Source organism: Streptomyces sp. NPDC007164 (assembly GCF_040634135.1).
In the GTDB taxonomy this organism is placed as follows: Bacteria; Actinomycetota; Actinomycetes; order Streptomycetales; family Streptomycetaceae; genus Streptomyces; species Streptomyces sanglieri.
In genome coordinates, this window is the sequence record NZ_JBEYFB010000075.1 from 1 (window position 1) to 22,053 (window position 22,053).

At 68.9% G+C, this 22,053-nt stretch carries 19 protein-coding genes and 2 pseudogenes; 13 read left to right on the plus strand and 8 right to left on the minus strand.

What is annotated here, in order from left to right; genetic code table 11:
• Positions 1 to 468: 468 nt before the first annotated feature.
• A complete protein-coding gene (locus ABZ622_RS39125) occupies positions 469 to 1,260 on the minus strand; it encodes an SDR family oxidoreductase (RefSeq protein WP_360551693.1) in 792 nt (263 codons plus the stop codon).
• A 545-nt stretch (positions 1,261 to 1,805) separates the two neighbouring features.
• Positions 1,806 to 2,012: pseudogene (locus ABZ622_RS39130) on the minus strand (IS110 family transposase); the annotation flags it as partial.
• 256 nt (positions 2,013 to 2,268) lie between these two features.
• Here ABZ622_RS39130 and ABZ622_RS39135 point away from each other — a divergent pair.
• Positions 2,269 to 3,348, plus strand: coding sequence for a hypothetical protein (locus tag ABZ622_RS39135; RefSeq protein ID WP_360551695.1), 1,080 nt, complete (start codon positions 2,269 to 2,271; stop codon positions 3,346 to 3,348).
• A 44-nt stretch (positions 3,349 to 3,392) separates the two neighbouring features.
• Positions 3,393 to 4,253, plus strand: coding sequence for a DUF3592 domain-containing protein (locus ABZ622_RS39140; RefSeq protein WP_360551697.1), 861 nt, complete (start codon positions 3,393 to 3,395; stop codon positions 4,251 to 4,253).
• 430 nt (positions 4,254 to 4,683) lie between these two features.
• On the opposite strand, the gene ABZ622_RS39145 is transcribed toward ABZ622_RS39140, so the two are convergent.
• From ABZ622_RS39145 to ABZ622_RS39160, 4 genes are all read right to left on the minus strand, one after another.
• The gene (locus ABZ622_RS39145) at positions 4,684 to 5,178 is read right to left on the minus strand and encodes a recombinase family protein (RefSeq protein ID WP_360551699.1); all 495 of its coding nucleotides are present in this window, start codon (positions 5,176 to 5,178) and stop codon (positions 4,684 to 4,686) included.
• A 348-nt stretch (positions 5,179 to 5,526) separates the two neighbouring features.
• Positions 5,527 to 6,282, minus strand: a complete 756-nt coding sequence (locus ABZ622_RS39150; RefSeq protein WP_360551701.1) for a dienelactone hydrolase family protein — start codon at positions 6,280 to 6,282, stop codon at positions 5,527 to 5,529.
• Positions 6,283 to 6,524: 242 nt separating this feature from the next.
• Positions 6,525 to 6,773: a Tn3 family transposase gene (locus tag ABZ622_RS39155; RefSeq protein WP_360551703.1), complete on the minus strand. Its 249-nt coding sequence runs from the start codon at positions 6,771 to 6,773 to the stop codon at positions 6,525 to 6,527.
• 139 nt (positions 6,774 to 6,912) lie between these two features.
• Positions 6,913 to 7,221 (minus strand): hypothetical protein, encoded by a 309-nt coding sequence (locus ABZ622_RS39160; RefSeq protein WP_360551705.1) that lies wholly within the window; start codon positions 7,219 to 7,221, stop codon positions 6,913 to 6,915.
• A gap of 178 nt (positions 7,222 to 7,399) precedes the next feature.
• Here ABZ622_RS39160 and ABZ622_RS39165 point away from each other — a divergent pair, with 178 nt between their 5' ends.
• The 3 genes from ABZ622_RS39165 to ABZ622_RS39175 all read left to right on the plus strand — a co-directional run bounded on the left by ABZ622_RS39165 (position 7,400) and on the right by ABZ622_RS39175 (position 11,307).
• Positions 7,400 to 8,269, plus strand: a complete 870-nt coding sequence (locus ABZ622_RS39165) for a helix-turn-helix transcriptional regulator (RefSeq protein WP_360551707.1) — start codon at positions 7,400 to 7,402, stop codon at positions 8,267 to 8,269.
• Complete coding sequence (locus ABZ622_RS39170; RefSeq protein WP_360551709.1) at positions 8,266 to 9,060, plus strand: SAM-dependent methyltransferase; 795 nt, start codon at positions 8,266 to 8,268, stop codon at positions 9,058 to 9,060. Before ABZ622_RS39165 ends, ABZ622_RS39170 begins: the two co-directional genes overlap by 4 nt.
• Positions 9,061 to 9,858: 798 nt before the next feature.
• On the plus strand, positions 9,859 to 11,307 hold the full coding sequence (locus tag ABZ622_RS39175) for an amidase (RefSeq protein WP_360551711.1): 1,449 nt from the start codon (positions 9,859 to 9,861) through the stop codon (positions 11,305 to 11,307).
• A 1,034-nt stretch (positions 11,308 to 12,341) separates the two neighbouring features.
• Here the strand turns inward: ABZ622_RS39175 and ABZ622_RS39180 are convergent.
• Positions 12,342 to 12,938 carry a helix-turn-helix domain-containing protein gene (locus ABZ622_RS39180; RefSeq protein WP_360551713.1) on the minus strand — a complete coding sequence of 199 codons (597 nt, stop codon included), beginning with the start codon at positions 12,936 to 12,938 and terminating at the stop codon, positions 12,342 to 12,344.
• 108 nt (positions 12,939 to 13,046) lie between these two features.
• Here ABZ622_RS39180 and ABZ622_RS39185 point away from each other — a divergent pair, with 108 nt between their 5' ends.
• The gene (locus tag ABZ622_RS39185) at positions 13,047 to 13,970 is read left to right on the plus strand and encodes a TIGR03620 family F420-dependent LLM class oxidoreductase (RefSeq protein WP_360551715.1); all 924 of its coding nucleotides are present in this window, start codon (positions 13,047 to 13,049) and stop codon (positions 13,968 to 13,970) included.
• A gap of 1,888 nt (positions 13,971 to 15,858) precedes the next feature.
• Positions 15,859 to 16,599: an alpha/beta hydrolase gene (locus ABZ622_RS39190; protein ID WP_360551717.1), complete on the plus strand. Its 741-nt coding sequence runs from the start codon at positions 15,859 to 15,861 to the stop codon at positions 16,597 to 16,599.
• A gap of 525 nt (positions 16,600 to 17,124) precedes the next feature.
• Here ABZ622_RS39190 and ABZ622_RS39195 read toward each other — a convergent pair.
• A pseudogene (locus tag ABZ622_RS39195) lies at positions 17,125 to 17,268 on the minus strand (LysR family transcriptional regulator); the annotation flags it as partial.
• A 261-nt stretch (positions 17,269 to 17,529) separates the two neighbouring features.
• Between ABZ622_RS39195 and ABZ622_RS39200 the strand changes: the two are divergent.
• The 6 genes from ABZ622_RS39200 (at position 17,530) to ABZ622_RS39225 (ending at position 21,868) form a co-directional block, all read left to right on the plus strand.
• Positions 17,530 to 18,195: a DUF4232 domain-containing protein gene (locus tag ABZ622_RS39200; protein WP_360551719.1), complete on the plus strand. Its 666-nt coding sequence runs from the start codon at positions 17,530 to 17,532 to the stop codon at positions 18,193 to 18,195.
• 163 nt (positions 18,196 to 18,358) lie between these two features.
• Positions 18,359 to 18,616, plus strand: coding sequence for a hypothetical protein (locus tag ABZ622_RS39205; protein ID WP_360551721.1), 258 nt, complete (start codon positions 18,359 to 18,361; stop codon positions 18,614 to 18,616).
• A complete protein-coding gene (locus ABZ622_RS39210; protein ID WP_360551723.1) occupies positions 18,613 to 18,999 on the plus strand; it encodes a hypothetical protein in 387 nt (128 codons plus the stop codon). Before ABZ622_RS39205 ends, ABZ622_RS39210 begins: the two co-directional genes overlap by 4 nt.
• The gene (locus tag ABZ622_RS39215; RefSeq protein WP_360551725.1) at positions 18,972 to 19,697 is read left to right on the plus strand and encodes a terpene synthase family protein; all 726 of its coding nucleotides are present in this window, start codon (positions 18,972 to 18,974) and stop codon (positions 19,695 to 19,697) included. Before ABZ622_RS39210 ends, ABZ622_RS39215 begins: the two co-directional genes overlap by 28 nt.
• 226 nt (positions 19,698 to 19,923) lie before the next feature.
• Positions 19,924 to 20,580 (plus strand): hypothetical protein, encoded by a 657-nt coding sequence (locus ABZ622_RS39220; RefSeq protein ID WP_360551727.1) that lies wholly within the window; start codon positions 19,924 to 19,926, stop codon positions 20,578 to 20,580.
• A 265-nt stretch (positions 20,581 to 20,845) separates the two neighbouring features.
• Positions 20,846 to 21,868, plus strand: a complete 1,023-nt coding sequence (locus ABZ622_RS39225; protein WP_360551729.1) for a hypothetical protein — start codon at positions 20,846 to 20,848, stop codon at positions 21,866 to 21,868.
• Positions 21,869 to 22,053 lie beyond the last annotated feature (185 nt).

The window sequence follows — 22,053 nt, forward strand, 5'->3', positions numbered from 1 at the left end:
CAACAGGACTCTCGACAAGCCCTATCGTTGCAGGTCAGGAGCACTTCTCGCGTTTGCGATCAACCCTCGGACGGCCTGCTTGGCGAAAGCGCGAGGCTAGGAGCGCCTGCGTGACGCCGTCCTGGCCCGGTCTGCTCGGGGCCGCGCAGACCGGCGAAACCCGTGAACAGATCGGCTAGGACGCGAATGGGCTGCTGGCGGGCCTTTCGCCGCCGAGCCACCCGGCGCCGCCCTGAGTACCCCGACCAGCAGACCCGCACCGTCCTCTCGACCGCATCGACCGCATCGACCGCATGGACCGCATCGACCGCGACGGGCCGCTCCCACTGTGCCGGCTCCGAGACAGCGCAGAAGCGGGATCCGGATGGGGCCGGCGTCATTGGTGGTTAGGGAGGCGGCATGGGATCACGAGCCATGACCCGACAGGCCGGGGCCCGGTGGCGTCGGCCGCCCCGAGCCCCTTGCCGCTCAGATGGCCAGAATGCCGCCGTCCACCGCCACATGGCTGCCGGTGGCGAATGAGGAGCGGTCGCTCAGCAGCCACAGGGCCGCTTCCGCCACCTCTTGCGGCTCGGCCATCCGCTTTTGGATCTGGCGCGCGACGAACGCCTCCTCCAAAGCCGGGTTGGCCGTCACCGCCGCGTTGATCATTTCCGTCCGGGTGGTTCCCACGATCAGGGAGTTGACGCGGATGCCGTGCGCTCCGTATTCGGCGGCCGTGGCCTTCGTCAGGCCCAGGACAGCGTGCTTCGCGGCGACGTAGGGGGATGGTGCGCCGGTGGCGATGAGGCCCGCCGAACTGGCGGTGTTGACGATCGACCCACGCCCGGCCTCCAGCATGACGGGGATCTGACGGCGCAGACAGTTCCATGTCCCGCGTACGTTGACATCCATGACGCGGTCGAAATCCTCTTCCGGCAGTTCATGCGTTCGGCCGAAGGTGGAGCCGGCGTAGCCGGCATTGTTGAAGGCGCCGTCGAGGCGGCCGAAGCGTTCGATGGCCGTCGCGACGGCGCGCTCGACGTCGTCGGCCCGCGTCACGTCGCCGACGCTGCAGGCTGCTTGTCCGCCGGACTTCTCGATCACGTGGGTGAGGTCCTTGAGCCGGTCTTCGCGGCGGGCCATGAGGACGACGGCCGCGCCTTCGGAGGCGAAGAGCCGCGCTGCGGCCTCGCCTATGCCGCTCGACGCTCCGGTGATCATCACGGTCCTGCCGGTCAGCAGACCGGTGTTGTGTGCTGAGGGTGTCCGATCGTTCATGACGCGAGTAAACCTGAAGCAGCGGGCCGTCACACGACTTTCGCCAGACGGGTGTTCGATTCGGTGATGCGGTGCGGGCCCGATCGCGCATTGTGCCCTCAGCCTTGATGGGGGTATGAGTGCAAAGTGTCCATTTTTGCCCGCTCGGTGGGAGCCTGCGGCGGGTGCCCCTATCTCTTTGGTCATGCCGTACCGGGGCCTCGGTGGGAGTGTCAGTCGCCCGTGGCTGTTGTCGGCCTCGGCGTAGTCGTAGCGCCGGCCTACGGGTGTTTCAGGGGTGTGGACGGGGGTGCAGATGTGCCGGGCGGCATGGTTCCAGGGGCTCTGTCCCCAGCCGCAGCGAGGACGGAGACGGGCTGATTGACGTCCGTACTGATCCAGTCGAGCGGTCCTGGTTCGCCCGTTGAACGGGCCGCCGATCAGCTTGATACCCCACGGTGTTGCCTCGCCGACGAGCCGGCGCTGGATGCATCTCTCACGTGCTCGGAATCCTCGGCCCCCGACTCCGGAGCTGATCACGCACTTGTCCGGATGACAAGGAGGTCTCAAGTCGCCACGGCAGGCCGTGGTTCGTAGAAGGTTCCGTCGCGGAGCATTGCGAAGAGCACGTCGGCCCTTCGTCGGGCGAGTCGGAGCAGGGCCTGGGTGTGGTGCTTGCCCTGGGCGATCTCCTTTTCGTAGTAGGCCCGCGATGCCGGGTCGCCCAGGACAGCGAACGCGGAAGGGAGGAAGGCCCGTTTGAGCTGCTTGCTTCGGCGGGGCCTGGCCCGCTCGGGCCTCAAATGAGGCCGGAATCAAGCGACTTGGATGCGGTCCTGCCTCGGCCCCGGCCAGCCGAATTCAGGCTGACCGCCTGATCCGAGACCTTCACTTCAGAAGAGCCGAACCCGCCGGCGTGCACTTGGTGCGGGCCCGCCCATTCCCCCGCGCGGGGTCGTCCATGGCGGAACCGAAGGCAGATGCCTGGAGAGCTACCGGCCGTCACCCAAGTCCGACACAATCACCCGCATGACGATCAGCACTGTCGCTGCGCCGCCCATGCACAACACGCCCGTCGCTCTCGCCCAGGGATTCCTGACGGGTGGTGTGATCGGGGCGTCGCTGGCCGCCCTCGTCGTCGGCGGCATCATCGAGAGCGTGCCGCTGTTCGTCACGGGCCTGGGTCTGCCCGCGGTCTACGGACTGCTCTTCTTCCTCGCCGGTGTGCCGAGGCGTGCCAGGGAGGCGGCGGTCGTGCCACGTACGGCGCTCGCGGCGGTCGAGAGTCTGGAAGCCGTCGAGGGTGAGCCGACGAGCGACGTGGCGGTACGGTTCGATCTGACGGTCGCGCCGGACGACGCAACGGCGTACCGCGTCGCGTTCACGCAAGACATCAACCTCGCGGATTTGCCCGACTACCGGCCGGGCGGCGTCGTGGTGGTCCAGTACCCGCCGGACTGTCCGTGGCGGGTGAGGATCGTGAAGCGGCCGACACCGGAGTGGGAGGAGCGGGTGGCCGGCGCTCGCCTCGACTCGGCGCCGGGGCCGGTATGGGTGAGTGAGCCCTCCGGGGGCTGTGTCGTCGGCTATGTCACGCTGCTCGCCCTGCTGCTCGCCGCGGCCGGTGTGGTCCTGCTGTTCCGCGCCGACCTGTTCGACGAGGGCGCCTCCGACAAGCCGTCGGTCTCCGCCTCTTCGTCGACCACGGTGGTGTCGACGGCCTCCGGCACGGTCACCCTCGGCCCGGACCAGTCGTTCCTCGACAAGGGCGAGCTGCGTAAGGCCGTCGGCTCGCTCACCGGGGGAACGGACGCGCGCGCGGCGCTCACCGTCGTCGTACAGGATCGGCTGCTGTCGGTCGTGTACGCGCCCACCGGCTCGCAGGCCCCGACGTTCGACCCGGAGTCCCTGCCGTACGACCGCCTCCCCGCCCTGGTCGAAGAGGCGAGAAGCAGCCTGGGCGTCGGTTCCCCGCACACCTGGCAGCTCACCGTCGAACGCCTCACCGGCTCCCTCACCATCAGGGTCGGAGTGGTGGGTGCCGAGGAAACGGCCTCGCTGGAGGCGGACGTGCGGGGCAAGGTGGTGCGGCGCACCCCGGCGCACTGACGGACGCCGCGTCAGCCGCGCCCCGCTGAAGGAAAGGAAGACACATGGGCCTGCAGGGATATCTGGCGCTGTGGTGCGGAGCATTCGGCACCGTCGCGCTGGTCGGGTACGCCCGGTCGCTGACCGGGACGACCCCGGCCCAGCGGGCGGTCCGGGTCATGGGACGGGTCGAGCGGGTGCGCGAGCCCAGGCACGGAAGCTCGCAGCGCGACGGGATACCCGTGGTCGTCTCCTTCCAGGACCCGTCCACCGGGCAGGAGTTCACCGTGACGAACGACAGCGACCACGGGGAGAGGATCACGGCGGCCTGGGCGGGCCGGGAGATCGGTGTCCGTTATCCGCGCGGGAGACCACACGCCTACCGCTTCGTCGGTGACCTCCGGGCAGGCCGGCACGGGCTCGGGTGGCCGAACTTCGCGGTCTTCCTGATCTACGTCGGGCTGGTGGTGTTCGCCGCGATCGACTGGAGCTGGCCGTGGGCCTTGATCGGCTTCGGCGTACCCTGGACCGTGTCCGGTGTGTGGTACGTGCCCCAGAACACACGCGCGGCGAACCGCCGTATCGACGCGCTGACCTCCCAACCCCCTGTTCAGGGGCGCGTCATCGCCGTGCTCACGGACACCAGCAGCGACGCCGACGGCGACACCTACACCAGCCACACGCCGGTCATCACCTTCACCACCCACCAGGGCACCACCGTCACCGCCTACTGTGCCGACGAACTGCTCGACCCGGCGAACTCCTACGGCCGGGACGTCACGATCCACTACACGCCCGACGACCCGGCCGTCTTCACCTCGGACCTCGCGGCAGAACACCGTTCCCGCCCGATCGACATCGCCCTCAGTGTCGTGGCGCTACTCCTCGGAGTGGCGGCGGCCGCTGTCGGAGCGGCGCTGCTGTGATGCCCGACGAGCGATGCGCACGGGTACCTTCCTCTCTCACGGATCCGCTCACGTTCGGCTATGAGGACCCGCCTGTGCATGTCGACCGGGGACGTCCGATCCGTTTGGGCCGAACAGCATCGGGACCCCGCTCCGGGCTCCGCTGCCCTGGCTCGGAGTGCTGGTGGACTACAGGGAAGCGGACAGGCCCGGAGAGCTGATCTTTGGTGTTGTATGCGATCCATATGCCGCCCGGACGTGTGGCAGGAGCGCTGTCGAGGCCACGGACCCGAAGGTCACCCGGTGGCCTCCGTGAGCTCGTGGGCCAGGGCCCGAGTGTCCTGGAAGCGTTCTGGGACGCTTCCATGCGGCTTCCGGTCGGGCAGCGGACGTCCGGTCGTCGTACGAGGTCTCTGCTCTCGCCTATGACGGAGTGTGACCGAGATACACGTCAAAGGGGCAACGGCAGGATCTTGAGCGTTTGGGTCGTCTGCTCGTCGTGCTCGCGCAGCATCCTCATGACGGTGGCGGGCGAGGGGTGCTGCCCCTTCTTCGCGCCGGAGGTGATGACGAGGCGCTTGGCGATGTCGCTCAGGCTCATCTCCTGGTCGCGCAGGTGCAGCGCCATGGACAGCATGCCGTCGTCGGTGACCCCGGCGCCGCCGATGGTCTTGCCGCGCTTCCGCGCGGACTCGTGTCCTTCGAGGGTGCGGTAGCGGATGTACTCGCGCTCCACGCCGGACATGGCCGCGAGCACGGTGATCACTATGCCGGGCGGGTCTTGTGAGCCCTTCAGTTCCCCGGTGAGGAACTCCAGGCCGACGTCGCCCGCCTTGAGCTCCTCGGCGAGCATGGCGAGTTCGATGCCGCAGCCGAGCCGCTTGTGCTCGTGCACGACGAGGGTGACGGCGACACCGGAGGAGCGGATCTTCCCGGCGAGCTTCACGGCGGTCTCCAGCTCGCGAGTTGGGGCACGAGGGGGAAGCGGGGCCGCAGGTGGACGATTGCCCGGCCTGGTGTTTCATGAGCGACCACCTATGAAACACCGATGACCGGCCCGTCGGCGTAACCGAGGACGCCTTCCGTCATTGAACTGATCATGGCGGCGACTCATCTGCGCGCTTGCGACGTTCCCGAGCTCCGCCAAGTGGGTCGGCACCCCCTCGTTACCCTGAAGGTTGCGTGGAGGCCCCGATCTTGGGCAGAGAGCGCGTCGTCGGCGTCCTGCGGCGTTGAAGGAAGGGACGGGACCGGAAGACGCCAGAAATGTGCCGCAGTGACTGGTAAGCGCTGTTCAGCGGGTGGCCGAGCTTGGACTGACCAGATCCTCCGTCACGGGCAGGCACTCGGAGAGCAGGTCGACGACGTCGCGCCAGGCTCGCTGCGCGTGCCGTGGGTGGTAGCCGACGCCGGGACGCACGGTGTGGTCGACCGACGGGTGGTGGAAGGCGTGCAAGGCGCCGCCGTAGACCACGAGGCGCCAGTCGACGCCCGCGGCCTGCATCTCTGCGGTGAACGCGCCCCGTTGCGCGGGCGGCATGATCGGGTCTTCGGATCCGACCCCGGCCCACACCGGGCAGCGAATGCGCGCCGCCTCGCCCGGTCGGCCCGTGGTCAGCGCGTTGACTGTCCCGATCGCGCGCAGGTTGACGCCGTCGCGCCCGAGTTCCAGCCCGACGGCGCCCCCGGTGCCGTAGCCGATGGCGGCGATCCGGTCGGGGTCGGTCCGCGGTTCGGCGCGCAACACGTCGAGCGCCGCATGACCGATGCCCCGCATCCGGTCGGGGTTGGCGAGCAGCGGCATGCAACGGGCCAGCATCTCCTCGGGGTCACTCAAATAGCGCCCGCCGTGAAGGTCGAAGGCCAGCGCTACGTATCCCAGCTCGGCGAGAGCATCGGCCCGGCGGCGCTCGACGTCGCTGAGCCCCGTCCCCTCTGGCCCGAGCAGCACCGCGGGCCGGCGGTCGACGCCGGCCGGGAGTGCGAGGTGCCCGATCATCGTCAGACCGTCGGCCGGGTACTCGACCGTGCGCGTTGTAATCGTCGTCATGAGACTGGACTTTAGTGATCGTCGAGCCCGGTCGGGCCGGGGTTCACCGCTGGCAGAACAGCGCGGATGTCCCTCTGAAATGCGGCGATCGCTCACAAGAACCGTCAAAAACCCCGTTCCCACGGCAGCGCTGTCGGATCACCTGCCCGGACCACGGTGTTGGAGGCTGCCCCTGGCGGCAGGATTCTGGCGTATACCGGCCCGGCCCCCCGAAGGGCGTCACCAGCTGGGCACCTCATGGTTCAGGCGGCATGGTCGAGGCCGGCGGCGGTCAGGTCCTGCTCGCGAAGTGGGGCGAAGTCGACGTCGAGCGTCGGGTCGTACGCCTCGGGCTGGATGCCGAGCTCGTGAGTGCTGTACTCGCCGAACCGGTTGATGTGCTCGGTCAGGTACGGCGAGATGTGCGCCAGGTCCTCCGGGTCGATTTCCCAGCCCTCCTCCAGCAGCTGACGGACGATCTCCGCGATGTCCAGGGCATTGTGGAAGTTCACCGCGCTAGTGCAACATCGCTACCAACGACACCGCGCTGAACGGGTGACGGGCCGGGCGCTCAGGGCTTCAAGATCATCCCGTTGCCCCGTTGCCCCGTTGCCCCTTTGCCGCGTATCTCGGTCACAGCCCATGACGGCTCTACGTCACGTTCACACCTTCACAGCTGTCGTCGGTGGGGGGACGGGGGCGGGGGATGGGGATGCGGATCTCGCGCTGCACGTTCGTGCCGTCCGTGTTCACGCTCACGCGGACCGCGCCCGGGGCGGTGGGGGACTCCTGGATGGTGAGTCCGTACTGGCGGACGTCTGCCGCCTGGCAGAGCGGACCGAGGAGGTCGGCCACGGCGCGCTGGGTGTCGGCGATCTGTTCAGGGGGGCAGTGCCGTAGCCGGAGTTCGGCGGCTACGACGCGCTGGGTGTGGCGGATCGATTCGTGGTCTGCCGGCATGCAGATGTACATGTGAGGCCTCCACTCCTGCGGGGGACGGCCGGGGAAGTTTTTCGGCCGTGTGGCCTAATCCACTATCGGAGGTAACCCAACACTCTGCAACCCTGCAGAGTGCGAGTAAGCGAATATTGCCGGATCGTGGAGTCCGGCACCGTCGACGAGAAGGGATCCCCCGCCTGTGTCACGGCCCCGCTCCGGCCCCACCGTGGCCCTACGCCTGTTCGCCTCCGAGCTGCGCGCCCGCCGTGAAGCCGCGGGATTCACCCTGGAGGCTGCCGCGGCCGCGCTCGGCGTGCACGAGATGACGCTCAGCCGTCTGGAGCTCGCCAGAACCGCACCACGCCGCGCAACGGTGAGCCACCTGCTGCATCTGTACGGGACGCCGGACACCGAGACGGAGACGGTCCTGGCCTCGCTGGACGAGGCGCGGCGGCCGGGCTGGTGGCATCCGTACCGTGACATACTCCCCGACCACCTGGCCGGGGTGATCGACCTGGAGTCAGCGGCCAGCCTGATCCGTACCTACGCTCCCGGTGTGGTCCCCGAACTGCTCCAGACCCCCGGCTACGCCCGTGCGCTCCTGGAACTGCGGCACCCCCGCGCCGGTGCGGAGGAGATCGGCCGGCGGCTGCGGCTCCTGGAAGAACGGCAGCAGCACACCGTCCGTCGCACGGACCGGCCCGTGCGCCTGTGGGCCCTGATCGAGGGCGTTGTGCTGGAGAGGGTGATCGGGGACCGGGATGTGATGGCCGAGCAGCTTGCCCACCTGGACCGCTTCGCCGTGGACCGCGGTGCGGTGACCCTGCAGGTGGTCCCCACAGCGGCCGGACAGCACCCGCTGCTGCTGAGCGGATCCGCAGACATCCTGCGATACACACATCAGCAGCTCGCCGACCGGCTGATCGTGCGCGGCCTTCACCAGGAGGCCGCGACGGTCACGGAGGACAAAGGAGCGGTCCTCGCCTACCTCGCCGCGATGGACGCAACCGCGGCTCTCGCTCCGCCCCCGACGAACCGCATCCGGATCGGAAAGGACGCCCTCTCATGACCGACGGCACACAGGACCTGGACCTCCAGCCCGAGAAACCGCACTCCGCACGGTTCTGGAACTACCTCCTGGGCGGCAAGGACAACTTCACCGCGGACCAGGAGCTCGGCGAGCAGATCAAGCGCGAGTACCCCGGCGCGGTCGACCTGGCCCTCGCCACCCGCGCCTTCCTCGGACGGACAGTCCAGCACCTGGCAGGCGAGGAGGGCTACCGGCAGTTCCTCGACATCGGCACCGGCCTGCCGACCGCCGACAACACCCACGAGGTCGCGCAGCGCGTCGCACCCGACGCCCGGATCGTCTACGTCGACCACGACCCGATCGTCCTCGCGCACGCCCGCGCCCTGCTCACCAGCACGCGCGAGGGTGCCACCGACTACGTGGACGCCGACCTGACAGACCCGGACAAGGTGCTCGCCCACGCCGCTCGGACACTGGACCTGGACCGTCCGGTCGCGCTGATGCTGATGGCTGTCATCGGCCATGTCACCGACCCCGCCGAGGCCGCCGCCCTGGTCCAGAGGTACATGGCCCGCCTCGTGCCGGGCAGCTGCCTGGTCCTGTGCACGACCCTGGCCTCACCACAGGTCGACGCCGCGAACGAGTCCTACGCCGCCTCCGGGACCATCCCCTACGTGGCGAGCTCGGCCGAGGCCATGGCCGCGATGGCAAAGGGCCTCACCATCCCGCCGCCCGGCATCGGGCCGATCAACCGCTGGTTCCCCGACCAGTACGACACCCCCGGCCCAGACACCGAGCAGTGGGGGTACGTCGCCTACAAGGCCACCTGATCCTGCTGCTCCCTCACGGTCGGCTTCGGTGGCGAAGCCATCGGGTGAGACTCTGCAAATCCTCTTCGCTCGGGGGCAACGGCCCCCACTGGCAACCCCGGCCCCCTTGAGACCAGACCCATGGTTCCGCGAAAGAGGCGCGGCCCTCGGCGAAGGAATTCCGTTGGCCGGAGCCACGCCCGGAGTGCCGAGGGACCGCTCTGCAAACCTTCCGGATGTGTTTGAGCCCGGTCGGGACCGTCCGCACCACTGGCACAACACGGACAACACGGACAACGTAGGGTCCCGGCCGACAGGGCCGAATCGCTCCTCGTCAAGGGGCGATTCTCTGTGCCCTGATCGCGCCGGGCGTTGTCGCGGTGCAGCCGCCGCATGGTCGGCTCGATCACGTCCGGCTGGTCGCCTGCCGGGGTATCGGTCGGCCGGTGCTCGTAGCAGCTGTGCACACGACCCGACGGAATCTCGCGGTCCGGGCACGAAGCATTGCCATCGACGGTTCTCGCCACGATGTGCACCGCACCGCATCCGTGGACACCCGCTCCACCAGAGCTGCGTCGAAGTGCGGAAGCAGCATTCCTACGAGGCCATCACACCGCGCCACGGTCCCGGATGACGGTACGTCACCGTGGCAGTACCTGGTGATCACGGAATGTGCGCCAGAAACCGAAAGTGAGAAAGGCCACACCCCGACATGGCCCCCCACGCCCGCTAAGGTCGGCTTAGACCCGCCCTGAACTGGGATTTTGCGTCGGCCATAGCGATGTGGCCGCCGCGGGTCTGGCCTTTTCTGGAGATTGCATGACCGATCTAGCATTTCGCTCCGCAGGCCGGCTCGCTGCCGCAGTCGCGGCGAAGGAGGTGTCGAGCATCGAGTTGCTCGACCACTACCTCGCCCGGGTGGAGCGGCTCGATCCGAAGGTGAACGCCATCGTCGCCCGGGACGAGGAGGGCGCGAGAGCCGCGGCACTGGCGGCCGACCGCGCGGTCTCCCGCGGCGAGCCGCTCGGCCGCCTGCACGGCGTCCCCGTGACGATCAAGGACAGCCTTGAGGTTGCGGGCATGCGGACCACCGGGGGTTCGGCCCGCTGGGGAGAGCATGTCTCGACGAGCGACGCCGAGTCGGTCGCGCGGCTCAAGAACGCGGGAGCGATCGTGTTCGGCAAGTCCAACCTGCCGGCCGACGCCCGGGACTGGCAGACCTACAACGAGGTCTACGGAACCACGAACAATCCGTGGGACCCGACCCGTGGACCCGGCGGTTCGTCCGGCGGGTCCGCCGCGGCAGTCGCCGCGGGGCTGACCGGCCTGGAGCTCGGCGGCGACACGGCAGGCTCGATCCGGGTGCCTGCCCACTTCTGCGGCGTGTACGGGCTGCGCCCGTCGTTCGGGATCGTGCCGAGGTACGGGAGCGTCTCGGGACATGCCCCTGGGACGCTGGCGGATTTCGACATGGCGGTTCTCGGCCCGCTCGGCAGGCACGCCGACGACCTCGACCTGGGTCTCGACGTCCTCGCGGGGGCAGACCACGAGCGCGCTCCGGCGTGGCGGCTGGAGCTGCCCGCCGCGAGGTCGAGCACCCTGCGGGAGTTCCGGGTCGCGGCGTGGCTCGACGACCCGTTCTGCCCCGTCGACAGCGAGCTGGCCGCGATCATGCAGGCCACTCTGGAGGCGGTGCGGGCCGAGGGCGCCGTCGTGGTCGAGGGCGGGGGGCCGGTCGGGCTCGAAGAGACGATGGCCCTCTACCAGCCGTTGCTGATGGCACAGAGCGGGCTGGTCGAGCCGGACGAGTCGTATGCCGGGCTTACGGAGCTCGCTGTGGCGGAAGGTACCGCCGGCGGGTTCGCGTCGGACCTGACGATCCGCTTCCGTGACTGGCACGCGCTCGACGAGCGTCGGCAGCACTCCCGCCGTCGCTGGGCCGAGTTCTTCCGCGACGTCGACGTGCTCCTGTGCCCGGTGAGCCCTACGGCCGCCTTCCCCCACGACCAACAGCCCGATCCCGGCTGGTCGGTCCGAACACTGCGGGTCGACGGCGCCGACCGGCCCTATCGCGACATGCTCACGTGGATGGCGCCGTCGGCGGTCAACCATCTGCCCGCGGCGGTGGCGCCTGTCGGGACGACCCGGGACGGGCTTCCGGTCGGCATCCAGGTGATCGCGCCCTACCTGCACGACCGCACAGCGGTCCAGTTCGTGCGGCGCCTCGCGGAGGTGATCGGGGGGTTCCGCCGTCCGCCGGGATTCTGAGTGCCGTCACCGGGCTGCCGGCCTGTGGCGTAGCGGCGGGCGACCTGGCCGCCGCGTTCTCGTCGTGAGCGGAGCGCTTGCCTGGCCGGGGGTGCCTGCGGGCAGGCCGGGACGGTCGTGGTCAACCCCCGTCGCGGGTCCCGGGGCTGCAGCTGGGCCCGTCGACAGGGAAGGCGCAGTCTGCGGTCTGTGACAGAACGACCTGGGCTGCTGCCCTTCACACCGGGGCCCGTGCCATCCCCGGGACGCTGTCGGTCAATTCGGTCCGGCGCGTGACGTCGGCCTTCAAGACCTGGTTGTGGTCTTGAAGGCCGACGTTGTCGTATGGGCGTGGCGCGGGTGTCGATACGGCCGAGTGGGCCGGGCGAGATTCCGGCGAAGACGGTGCGGGTTGTGCGGGTTGCGTTCCCGAAAGGGAGTCTGGCGATCCGGGGCCGGGACGGGCTGGGGCCGATGTTCCGCGACGAAGAGTTCGCGGTGTGATGTCCGGCCGTAGTGTCACTGCAATGTTCGGCGTTGTATGTCACTGACGTGCAGGTGTATTCGCGCTGCTCAAGAGGAGTTGGATCGGTCGATCATGGTGACAGCTCCCCGGGTATTGCAGTGACGTGAAGCCGTGTCGGCCGGTGTCGTGTTCGCCGCATCTCCTTTGCCGTCCTGGTCTTCAGGAGGCATCTGGGCGTGTGGAGTGTGTCCGGCGGTTCTTGGCAGGCGCTGCGGGGGAGTGCGACGCCGGGTGCCGGTGCCGGTGCCGGTGCCGGTGTCGGCGTCGGCGTCGCCCGGCTGGTTCAGATTCCCGCAGTAGTCCCGAGGCTGGCCGGGGAGGCCGCCGGGCTGCGCCCCGGACCGGCGCCGCCGGCGCTACCCCGAGTCCCGGCACCAACCGCTGATGGTCTTCGCCTGATCGGCTGCGACGCGGCGAGCGGGCCGGCGACGTCAGCGCCGGCCGGGCATCAGGAGGCTTACGCGGGTGCTGCCTGCGGTGCCGACGCGAGCGGGGAGTGCCTGCCAGGGTGCAGAGGCCATCGCTGCGATCACTCGCTCTGAAGCGGTGTCTCGTACGTGGCATCAAGCACCAGAGTGAGCAGCCGGTCGGGCTGTTCCGCGTCGTGGCTGCGAGCTGTGGACAGCGCAATCCCGACGACGAGTTGGACCAGGTCGTCGGCGGTCAGGTCGGCGCGCGCCGTTCCCCGCCGCTGGGCCTGGGCAAGAAGATCGGCTGCCGTGTCCAGGATCAGCCGATGACAGTCGAGCCCCAGCGCGACAGGCTCTTCTTCGACCATCAACGCGCCCCCCAGCCCCTGGTTGACCCTGGCATGGACGAGGAACGCGCGCAGCCATTTCGCCAGCGCGGCATCGGCGGATTCCGAGGAGGACAGCGCCCCGGCCAGCTCGCACAGCGTCTCGATCCGGTCCCTGAGAACCGCGGTCAGCAGGGCGGAGCGGCTCGGGAAGTGACGGTACAAGGTCCCCGGGCCGACGCCGGCTCGGCGGGCGACCTCGTTGAGGGAGGCCTCCGGCCCGGCTTCAGCGAATACTTCCTGCGCTGTGGCGATGAGACGTTCCCGGTTGAGTCGCGCATCGGTACGCCGAGGCCGTCGCGTGGGGACGTGCCCGTGTGTGCTCGTCATCGTCCCGTCTTTCGGTCGAGTTCGGGGTAGTTAAGCGGAGCGCCTCTCCGTATAGTAGCGCCCACCAACCGGAGAACCTCTCCGGAACGCATGGCGTGAGGAGCACGGATGAAGGACAGCGGGCAGATCCAACCGGGACGAGTCGGGATCTGGACGTTCGCCTACGAGGGCCAGCCTGTCGGGCGGGTACGGGAATCGGCCGCGGAGATCGAGGAGTTGGGTTACGGGGCCATCTGGTTCGGGGAGGCGTTCGGCCGCGACACGGTGGGCCAGGCATGGCTGTTGCTGTCGGCGACACGCCGCATCGTCGTCGCCTCCGGCATCGCCAACATCGCGTTCCGGGACCCGATCGCCACCGCCACCGCGACACGTACGCTGGGCGAGGCGTTCCCCGGACGCTACGTACTCGGCCTAGGCGGACATCGGGTCGACGACACCATCCGTGAACTGGACGGCTATCCCGTACCGGCCCGCGGCAGAGCGGTGACCACCATGCGCGCCTACCTGCGGGCCATGGACGCAGTACCCGCCCACGGCCCCATTGCGGACCCGGCTCCGCGCCGCGTACTGGCCGCCCTCGGCCCGAAGATGCTTCAGCTGGCCGCCGAGCACACCTGGGGCGCGCACCCCTACTTCGTGTCCACCAAGCACACTGAACAGGCCCGCCAGATCATGGGACCGAACGCCTTCCTCGCTGTGGAGCAGGCAGTGGTGCTCGACACTGACCTGAGCCGCGCCCGCCAGGTGGCCACGGCACACGTCGCCGGCTATCTCTCGGCACCGCATCAGGAAGCGAACGTTCGACGACTCGGCTTCAACGACGAGGACATCGTCGGAGGACCGAGCCGTCGACTCGTGGACGCGATCGTTGCCTACGGGGAAGTGGAAGTAATCCGCCGACGCGTTCAGGAGCACCTCGACGCAGGAGCCGACCACGTCTGCCTGCAAGTCCTCACCACCGACACCACCTCTCTGCCCGAGCACGAGTGGCGCGAACTTGCCACTGCTCTCCTGCCCCATCCCACAACATGAGATTCAGGAAGTGATCACCAGGACCACCCGGCCGTCGGCTCTATTCACCGGTAGTGGGTTTCTGGCACACTCCGTGAGAACGATCAGCGGGATCCTCCCACGGTGACGTCGCGTCATCTGGGACCGCGGTGCGGTGTGATGACCTCACAGCAGTGTTGTTTCCGCACTTCAGCGCGGTTCTGGTGGAGCGGGTGTTCCCAGAGTGCGGTGTGGTGCACATCGTTGCGAGAACCCTCGATGGCACTGGGCCGTGCCCCGACTGTGAGTGTCCGTCGAATCGCGTGCGCAGCTGCTACCAGCGTGGGCTGGCCGATACTCCGGTCGGTGACCAGCCGGTGCGGATCGAGTTGACCGTGTGGCGGTTGTACTGCGACAACGCCCGGTGTGAGCGTCGTACGTTCGTCGAGCAGGTCGCGGGACTGACGTTCAGGTACGGAAGACGGACGCCTGCCTTGCGCCGGACCCTGGAGGCCGTGGCCGTGGCCGTGGCCGTCGCACTCGCCGGTCGGCGGGAGCCCGGCCGTGGTGGCTGCACAGTGCGGTCAGCCGGACGCTGCTGCTGCGGCTGCTGATGGCGCTTCCTGGTCCCTCCTGGGAAGTGCCAAAGGTGCTGGGGGTCGATGATCTGGCCACCCACCGCGGGCAGCACTACGGGACCGGACCGTGCTCATCGACTGCGAGCCCGTCAAACCACTCGGCTTGCTGCCAGGACGGGGTGCCGAGACCCTGGCCACATGGCTGCGTGAGCATCCGGGATCGAGGTGGTCTGCCGAGATCGCGCCGGCTCCTACGCCGAAGGCGCCGCGTCGGGGCCCCGCAGGCAGTCCGGGTTGCTGACCGCTTGCACCTGTGGCAGAACCTCGGCACCGCGGTGGAACAATGCGCGCGTCGGCACAACAGATGCCTGCAGCCACCCTGCTCCGATCCGGGTGACCTGCCGGACATTGAACTGCCGTCGGCAAAGGAGATGTCGCCGATTTAAACCCATGTCCGTGAACGTCACGCCATCGTCCACGCGCTCCTCAACCAGGGCCACGGCATCCGGGAGATCGCCCGCGAGTTACACATGGGTGGGAACACGGTCCGTCGATCCGCCCGCGCGGCAACCCCTGAGGAGTTGCTCGGGGGCCGACGGCAACCACAGCCCAGCCAGCTGGACCCTTACGGGTACTTCTCACCGCTGCCCGGTGATGGCCTGCTCAGGCAGGAAAACAACGTTGGAGTACATACTCAGACGGCCGGCAGAGGGCTCGAACAACCATGTTGGTGACTACGAAGTACCCCGGGCTCACCCAACCGTCCTCTTTGCTCACAAGGCCCGGACCGTCCTCGCGGTGGTAGCTACGCAACATGCGGTGACGCAACGGAGCCCCAGCCACCAGCAGAACCGGAGCGACGACGATTGCACCAACCGACACGGCGAGCCGGACTGCCTGAATCCTGACGACGCTCTCCATCCGCATCGCTCCAGTCTGCCGGTCAGAAGAGACTCGTCCACCGTTCTCACGGAATGTGTGCCAGAACCGAGAACCGACAGCACCTGTTGCATGAGTTCGGGAGGCGTCGGCGGTGCGTCGTGTTCGATGTTCATGAGAAACGACAGCGCCAGTGCACCCCGCCGTCGCAGAGCCACCACTCGGGAAGTCGCGACGACATCCCAAGTAGCTCTGCGTAGCTTCTCCGTGGGATCCGGCCACGGAGACTCCGCAAAAACCCGTTGGGCGGACGAGGGCGACCACTGCTATATTTCCGGAGGCCGTGCGAGAGATCGAGGAGGTGGTACCCGTGAACGCAGTATCGACATGGGTGCTCCCCTCCGGGGTCACGGTCGGGCGATAGACAGTTCGTCCGGGAGCGCCGTTCCAATGCACTCCCGAAAGGCAAGACCATGCATTTCACTTCCGAGCAGCGCCTCGACGACGGCGTCCTCGAACGCGAATTCACCCTCGGTGAGATCTCCGGAATCCTGTGGACACCCGCGTCGGCATCCGCATCCGCACCGGCGCCGATGATTCTGCTCGGCCACCCTCCCCTCGGGCTGCGCAAGATGTATCCCCGGCTGGTGGCCCGGGCACGGCACTCCGCGGCGGATGGCTTTGCCACGGCCACCATCGAGCTCCCCGGAAGCGGCGACCGGCCCCGTTGGCCCGCCGCCGAGCAGGCCCGCGCCGACCTGCGCCGGGCGATGGAGGCCGGCGAGCCGGTCAGCGACGAGACCGTCGACGCCCTCATCCTCCCGTTGGTCGAAAAGGCCGTCCCGGAATGGCAGACCGCCCTGGACGCACTCCTTTCACTGCCCGAGATCGGCGGCCCGGTCGGGTACTCGGGGGGAGTGATCTCCATCGGCATCCGGCTGGCGTTGGTCGAGCCGCGCATTTCGGCCGCCGTTCTGTTCGCCGGGAGTTTCGTGCCTCGCGCCATGTTCGAGGAGGCCCGGCAGGTCACCATTCCACTGCACGTCCTGCTGCAGTGGGACGATGAAGGGAACGACCGGCAGGCGGCCCTGGACCTGTTCGACGCCTTCAGCTCCAAGGAGAAGTCCCTGCACGCCCATCTCGGCGGGCACACCGGCGTCCCGCAGTTCGCGGGGGACGCCGCGGCCCAGTTCTTCACCCGACATCTGAAGTGAGGCCGGGCTGTCAGACCGGCAGCAGACGGTAGCTGATGCCGGCCGGAATGCCGCTCATCGAGGACAGGTCCCGGCCCCCGCAGCTCTCTGCACCGTGGGCCCCTGCTGAACTCTCGGCAGGGGCCCGTGCTGCCTGAAGTCATGAACTGTTCGATTTCTGCAAGGCTTCGAGTGCTGCCGGTGACCACGGTGTGAGCCAGAGTACGGTCCGGTTTTTTGGCGGCCGAGCATCGTAACGGCGGCCGCTGAAAGCCCGGGTACTCGTGTCGAAGCGGAGCGCGGTGCGCTCGACGGACAGCTGCTCGCCATCACCGGCTGGACCGAGGGCGAGCAGGCCGAGGGGGGCGTACTTGATCACCGAGGCCGGGCGGTACGGGGAGGGTGGCCGGGCCGACCACGTGCAGCAGCCCGGCGATCAGGAGAAGTGGGACCGGCAGGGCGACGTCCCTCCACCCTGCGCCCCGGCCGGGAACGAAGACGGTGCGCTCCCCGCTGGGGGCGCCGTGGTGGTGCGCGACGGACGGGCAACGTCACAACATCCAGTTCGATCTCATGGTGGGTGCGATGGAAGCCGCGCAGCAGTCCTGCCAGGGAGAGCCGGCGGCCGATCCCGTCGGCCCGCAGGACCCGCTGGCCTGGCCGCGCGGATGCGACGGCGCGCGTGGAAGCGTCCTTCTCCGGGGTGCCGGTCATCCTGGTGGCGGCGGCGATCGCGGCGCTGTCCCCTGATTTCCGGCGCCGGTCAGCGCCTTGACGCCTGGTCAGGTTCAGGCTTCTTGAGCTGGGGTTTGTGAGATCCGACGCCGTTTCATGGAACCGAATAGCTGAGACAGAACCTGGACATTCGCGGGATCATTCCAGGATCGACTCGGCCCTAGTGTCGTCGGTGTCAGCAGGAAACACCGAAACCGACACCCGCTGGAGTTCACGATGCGCTCGCGTCTCGCCGCCCGTTCTGCCCGTCTCGTCCTGGCCGCCGCGGCCGTGACGGCCCTCGCCGCCACCACCGCCTGCGACCCCGAGGACGCCGCGGACGCAGGCAGCTCCACGGCCCCCTCCGCCGTCGCCTCCGCCGGCAGCGGCGGGAGCGACAGCTCCTCCACCGGTGGCTCCAGCTCCCGCGGTTCCAACTCCGGCAGCTCCACCGTCAAGACCGACTCCGGCGACGGCGGGAAGAGCAGCGGCTACGGGCAGTCCTGCGGAACCAACGACCTGGACTTCACGGTCACCTGGGAGGCCCAGCCCGTCAGCTACTACCTCGTCACCGCCAAGGCCAAGTCCGGCATCACCTGCTACCTGGACGTCAACACCCCCAGCGTCTCCTTCGGTTCCAACGCCGACGGCGTAGCCTCCCCCGTCGGGCAGGGCGGCGAAGACCCCATCAAGCTCTCCGGCTCCGCCGTCGCGTACGCCGGTATCAACCCCAAGACCACTGACGGCGAAGGCGGCACTGAGTTCGGGAACGTCATCATCGCCACCACCGAGGACGACCCCAACCCCTCCGAGCTCGAACTCCCCGACATGGCCACCGTGGACAAGCCCATCGTCACCAACTGGTCCACCAAGCGCAATGAGACCGTCCCCCGCGTCATCTGATCACCCGGCTCCCCCGGGACTGGAACACGAACTCCCGCGAAGTCTCCCCGCGCGCGGCGGGTGCCTGACCCTGCGGGTCCCTGCGCTGTCCCGTAGAAGGTCTCCGGGCTGGCAGCGCGCTGTCCCATGACAGCGCGGGCCGAGTCCAGAACGCCGGCCCGCGTTGACCGAGAACGCCCGGCTGCGCGGGGACAAGCGCGACCTCACCCAGCAGCTGGACCCCGCTCTCGCGGCCATCCAGCGCCTCAGTATCGACAACGGCTGGCTTCGTGTGGTCCTCCACGACGCGCAAACCGTCACAGTGCTCAGCCGCCGTCCACGCCAGTCCGGGCTGGGTGGATGGGTGGAACTCGCACCCTTCCTGCGGCTGCGGTCGTTGGCCGGAGGGGGATGGCCGACGAGCAAGGAGCGAGTCCGATGACGGAAGAACCGCCTGCCCTGCCCTACCGCATTCCGCCTCCGTACTGCCCCGAGGTTCCCGGGCATCACCCCGAGACCGATCGGATCAAGCAGCGTCTGAGTGAACTTCTCGTCGCCGACCGCGTACTCGACAAGCCCGAGTACCGGGCGACGTACGAGAACCAGGACGTGGCCGAGATGGTCGCCTGCTGTGTCCCGACAGCAGACGTCGACGCCCTGGTGGCCGTCGGCCCGGTATCCGCCATCATCGGCCTGGCGGACAACCCGCAGACCGGCGACACGGACAGACCGAGCCTCCACCATGGGCTCACCGGCGGTGACCCCCGACGACTGGCCCGGAGACGGCGACCGCGCGCGTGGCCGACCCGGCCACGGAGAATCTGATCTCCGGCCCCCTGCCGAGGGCGTTCCTCCGGGCGCTGCGCAGACTGCCGGCGGACGAGGGGAACGACAAACGCCGCCTGACGGTGGAGTCGGTCCTCCCCTGGCTTGGGGCCGAGGCACGGGTGGAGGGTCTCCAGGCCGGGAACTGCGAGCTCGGCCTGGAGGAGGCCATCGCGATCCGGTTGGAGACGATGGGCGGATTCCTCGCGGCCTCCTTGATCCTTCCGCTGTTTCCTTCTGTCACCGTCGTGCAGGCCCAGCATCCCGAGGCCCTGCGCATCGTGTCGCTCCTCGTGGTCGCCCTGGCCGCGCACAACGAGCTGCATTCCGGGTACAGCGACCTGGCTTCCGGCTCGAAGTACAACTGGGTCCAGGCTTTCGCCCGTGAGGCGGGTGCCACGCTGCAGGAAGGCGCGGACCGGGTCGGCGACCTCGCGGACCGGGTGTTCTTCGAGGCACGGCGGTCTGCCGACGATCTTGTGGCCCGCGCGACCAGCACCGGCTTCATCGGTTTCCTCGAAGCGCCGGTCGCCCTCACCGCCAACTTTCTCTCCTGGTGGTACCCGCGGCAGATGACGGTCCGCTACCAGGTGCCGGGCCTGGACCTCTCACGGGCGTGCCCCGCGCTCACGACCCGGCCGCAGGCCGTCGGCGCACCGGGCATCGCGTGCCTGGACCACTTGTGGATTCAGGCGTAGCTGAAGGCTGAGGAGTCACGTATTCGAGGCCTGGTCGCCTTGGTGGGTGGCTCCGTTCACTTCAAGGGGCTCTGGCTCAGGTTCCGTGATCCGAGCACCGTGAGTGACGAATGAACTCCCTGTGGTTCTTCGGGAAGTTGCCTCAAAACGAGCAGGGGCGCTGTGTAGCGCACTGCTCGCGCTTCGGAAGCAGGAGCGGTAGACCAGCCATAGTGCGGCGGCGACCGTGACACCGGACTGTCTGGAACTGCCCGCCCGCCGTCGCCGCCACGCGCGCTTGATCGCCGCCCTGACCACGCTGATCGGCGCCTGTGCCGAAGCGGCGGGCGCGGTGTACGAGCCGGTTGCCGCGGCCCCGCCCGGCCAGGAGACCGTGGACGTAAGCCTTTTGCCATGCATCCAGGTCAGCCTCGCTGCCGCCACCCTGCTGGACCGGGCTCGCGCCGAGGACGATGCCCGGTGGCCGACCGTCGTGGCGTGGGAGCGGGAGGAGGCCCGGCGGACGGACGCCGCGCGGTGCGCCGTGGCGGAGGCCCAGGAGCTCGCGGAGCAGCCCGGCGCGTCTGGTGAGCACGGCGTGCCGCTTCCGACGGTGGAGCAGTCCGCCGCGATGGACCTGGTGAGCGACGGCGACGAGGTCGCCGCGCGGCAGCGGCACGATCCGCAGGAGGCAGCCGCCTTGCTGCGCGAGCTGGTGGCCGGCGGTGAACTCGCCGCGGACGAGGTCCTCGACGAGGCGGTCGACTCCGCGGTGCTGACCGGTCTGCTGGCGCGGCAGGAGGCCCGCACCGCGTCCGATCCGAGCACGGCGGCGGAGCTCTGCCCGAACGCCGTCCCACACATCGCGCTCGCGGTCGCCCTGGCCGGCATCGACCTGGACTGACCAGCGGATCGCCCGCGAATGAGACAGCACCTGGGACCTTCTGACCCCGCTTGTCCCGCTGCCCTGTCGTTACGGCTGTGTGGAGGGCGGCAGGGTGATCAGGTCTGCCGGAGGAACGCTGCCCGCTCCCTGTCGCGCCTCAGGTCCCCGGTCCGGTCCCGGAACGTGCACTTCTCGGCCTCTGCGATGGGTAGGATCACGCCGCACGCTGAGCGGGCGGGTCGAGCCGCGCACGGCACAGACCGAAACCCCGGGGGTGCACGGCATGAGTACGGACGGCAATGGTTACTGGGGTCCGACGGGCGGACCCGGCTCCGGTGGACAGCCGAGCCCAGGTCCCGGCCATCAGCCCTACCCCGGGGCCGGACAGCACCTGTACCCCGGCGGTCCCGCCGTGGGGCCCTACCCGCCGCAGCCCGCGCCCGTGCCGCCGCAGGGGTACCCGGGACATCCGCAGGGCTGGGGCCCGTACCCGCCGCAGCCGCACGGCGGTGGCCCGCAGCGGCCGTTCCCGCGCCCGCCCCGGCCGCCGCTGACGCGCAGGCAGCGGATGCTCAAGTGCGTCTACAACCCGTTCTACGCCGCCCAGCGGGCCTTCCGCCCCTCGCGTCCGGGCGCCGTCGAGGACCTGACGGTGCGCAAGATCCAGCTGTGGCGAACCGGGCTCGGCATCGCCGCCTGGCTCGTGCTGGTCATGTCGTACAAGCCGGTCGACACAGCCGAGGGCGTCGAGACCGTCGCGGGCGACAAGTTCGACCAGAGCTGGATCAGCACACTCGTCCTTGTGTGCGCCTTCCCGTTCGTGATCGCCCTGTTCGCGTTCGCCGCGCAGGGTGTGCTGCGCGGGCTCTACCTGCGTCGGTCCCTGAAGTGCTTCGGGTCGGTGGCGGCTCTGATGGGTTCCATGGCCACGTTCCCCCTCGCCGTCGCACCCGATCCGGAGACCGCCGGCTTCCGTGACGCCATCGGGACCCCTGGCATGGTCGTCCTCATCACCCTCTGCGCGTGGTCGCTGGGCTTCGCCCTGTACGGGATCGCGCTCTGCCTCATGCATGTGTTCCGCACCGCCGACATCCACGAGGTGCTGCCGCCGATCCTCGCCACCTTGCTGGTGTGGGTGATGGCCGCCCTGGACGTGATCAACAACGAGAACGCCGAGGTTCCCGTCCTTGCCCGGATTGTTTTTCTGCTCGGCGCTCCGGTGTCGGTGACGGTGTTGTCGTGCTGGGAACTGTACCGGCTGCGGAAGTACCACAACCTGACTGTGCGACAGGCCCTCGGCCGCTAAAAGGTCCTAACAGAAGTCGTTGATGGTGTGACGGTCGGCTTGGTTGCTCGTTGGTCGGTTCGTGGCGGAGAGGAACTCTTGGCCGTGGATCGTTTCGGAGGAACTGTGGTTGCTGATCGAGTCGTTGTTGCCGGTTGCGGCGCCGAGGCTGGTGGCGGGGCGGCCGTGGGTGCCTGACCGGCAGG

Excerpts from the sequence above, each read along its gene's own strand:
- ABZ622_RS39125 (WP_360551693.1), bottom strand. The coding sequence starts at position 1,260 with ATGAACGATCGGACACCCTCAGCACACAACACCGGTCTGCTGACCGGC.
- ABZ622_RS39135 (WP_360551695.1), top strand. The coding sequence starts at position 2,269 with ATGACGATCAGCACTGTCGCTGCGCCGCCCATGCACAACACGCCCGTC.
- ABZ622_RS39140 (WP_360551697.1), top strand. The coding sequence starts at position 3,393 with ATGGGCCTGCAGGGATATCTGGCGCTGTGGTGCGGAGCATTCGGCACC.
- ABZ622_RS39150 (WP_360551701.1), bottom strand. The coding sequence starts at position 6,282 with ATGACGACGATTACAACGCGCACGGTCGAGTACCCGGCCGACGGTCTG.
- ABZ622_RS39160 (WP_360551705.1), bottom strand. The coding sequence starts at position 7,221 with ATGCCGGCAGACCACGAATCGATCCGCCACACCCAGCGCGTCGTAGCC.
- ABZ622_RS39170 (WP_360551709.1), top strand. The coding sequence starts at position 8,266 with ATGACCGACGGCACACAGGACCTGGACCTCCAGCCCGAGAAACCGCAC.
- ABZ622_RS39175 (WP_360551711.1), top strand. The coding sequence starts at position 9,859 with ATGACCGATCTAGCATTTCGCTCCGCAGGCCGGCTCGCTGCCGCAGTC.
- ABZ622_RS39180 (WP_360551713.1), bottom strand. The coding sequence starts at position 12,938 with ATGACGAGCACACACGGGCACGTCCCCACGCGACGGCCTCGGCGTACC.
- ABZ622_RS39185 (WP_360551715.1), top strand. The coding sequence starts at position 13,047 with ATGAAGGACAGCGGGCAGATCCAACCGGGACGAGTCGGGATCTGGACG.
- ABZ622_RS39190 (WP_360551717.1), top strand. The coding sequence starts at position 15,859 with ATGCATTTCACTTCCGAGCAGCGCCTCGACGACGGCGTCCTCGAACGC.
- ABZ622_RS39200 (WP_360551719.1), top strand. The coding sequence starts at position 17,530 with ATGCGCTCGCGTCTCGCCGCCCGTTCTGCCCGTCTCGTCCTGGCCGCC.
- ABZ622_RS39210 (WP_360551723.1), top strand. The coding sequence starts at position 18,613 with ATGACGGAAGAACCGCCTGCCCTGCCCTACCGCATTCCGCCTCCGTAC.
- ABZ622_RS39225 (WP_360551729.1), top strand. The coding sequence starts at position 20,846 with ATGAGTACGGACGGCAATGGTTACTGGGGTCCGACGGGCGGACCCGGC.